Raw genomic sequence first — 1,260 nt, 5'->3', positions numbered from 1 at the left:
CCCCCCAGCCGGTTCCGTGGCGGGCGGCTCATAGGGCGGGAGCTGGGCCAGGGTGATGGCCGCCGCTGCCGCTTCCGGCGCTGGCGCGCCCTCGGGCAGGATTTCCTGCAGGTGGGGCGAGACGCGGCCCCACCAGCTGCCGGGCTGCTCTGTGCGCGCCGGCACGCAGGACAGCGCCAGGCACTCCCGGGCGCGGGTCATCGCGACGTAGAGCAGATTGAATTCCTCGTGCTGGCGCGCCTGCCGCTCCCTGTCCAGGAGCCCGCGCACGCCCGGCGGCGGGCGGCTCTCGCTGGCGAGGAACACGAAATGCCGGGGCAGCGCGCTCTCGCCCGGCCAGTCCACCAAGATGCCCATGGTCTCGGCCCGCTTGGGCGGGGCGTCCGTGTCCAGCAGCAGCACGCAGTCCGCCTCCAGCCCCTTGGCGCCGTGGATGGTGAGCAGGCGCACCGCCCCGCCGTCCGCCTGTCCGGGGGTGCGCGGGCCACCGCGGCGCATGGCGCGCACGAAGGCATAGGGCGTGAGGAAGCGTCCGCCGCCCTCCTGCAGCGCCGCCGCCAGCAGGGCGCGCAGGTGGACCAGCACGCTGCGGCGCTGCGGCGCGGGCGCTGCCGCCGCGTAGCGGGCGAGCACGTCGGCGTGGGTGTAGATGGCCTGCAGTGCATCGTGGGGCGGCAGCGCAGCCACCCAATCCCGGTACCGCGCCAGATCGCGCCCGGCCTGCTGCAGCGGCGCAGGCAGCCCCTCGCCCTGGAGCAACAGCTCCAGCCAGCCGATCGTCGCCCCCTCGCCCTCCTGCGCCGCCTCCCACTCGCGCCGCCGCAAAGCGAGCTGCACCAGCGCCGCGTCGTCCAGCCCAAACAGCGGCGACTTGAGCGCGCGCGCCAGCGACAGGTCGTGTCCGGGCGAGACCAGCGCGTCCAGCAGCGCCAGCACGTCCTGCACCTCGGGCATGTCTGCCAGCTGCTGGCGTTCGGGGCGCACGCAGGGAACGTGCAGCGCACGCAATGCCTCCTGCATGGCGGCAAGCCGGTCGTGCGTGCGGGCCAGCACCAGGATCTCGTGCGCGCGCCTGCCGCCGGCCAGCTGTCGGGCAACCCATTGCGCGGCCTGGGCGCATTCGCGCATGCGCGGGGTTTCCTCGGCGTCGTGGCGCGCCTCGCTCAGGCTGTCGCGCCACCGGGGGGCCTCGTCTTCCGCCGCCGCGGCCGCGCCCCCGGCGTGATCGCCGGGCGCGCCTTCCCGCGCGACGGCGGGCAG

The 1,260-nt window shown here is 75.7% G+C and carries 1 protein-coding gene; it reads right to left on the bottom strand.

The window, feature by feature from the left end; genetic code table 11:
* A partial coding sequence (locus A612_RS09815; RefSeq protein ID WP_019374322.1) for a 3'-5' exonuclease occupies window positions 1–1,260 on the bottom strand: 1,260 nt, incomplete at both ends.

It is taken from the genome of Melaminivora alkalimesophila (genome assembly GCF_000282995.1).
Lineage (GTDB): Bacteria > Pseudomonadota > Gammaproteobacteria > Burkholderiales > Burkholderiaceae_C > Melaminivora > Melaminivora alkalimesophila.
Note: the sequence above shows the minus strand (reverse complement) of the source record. Positions and strands in the feature narration are given on the sequence as shown.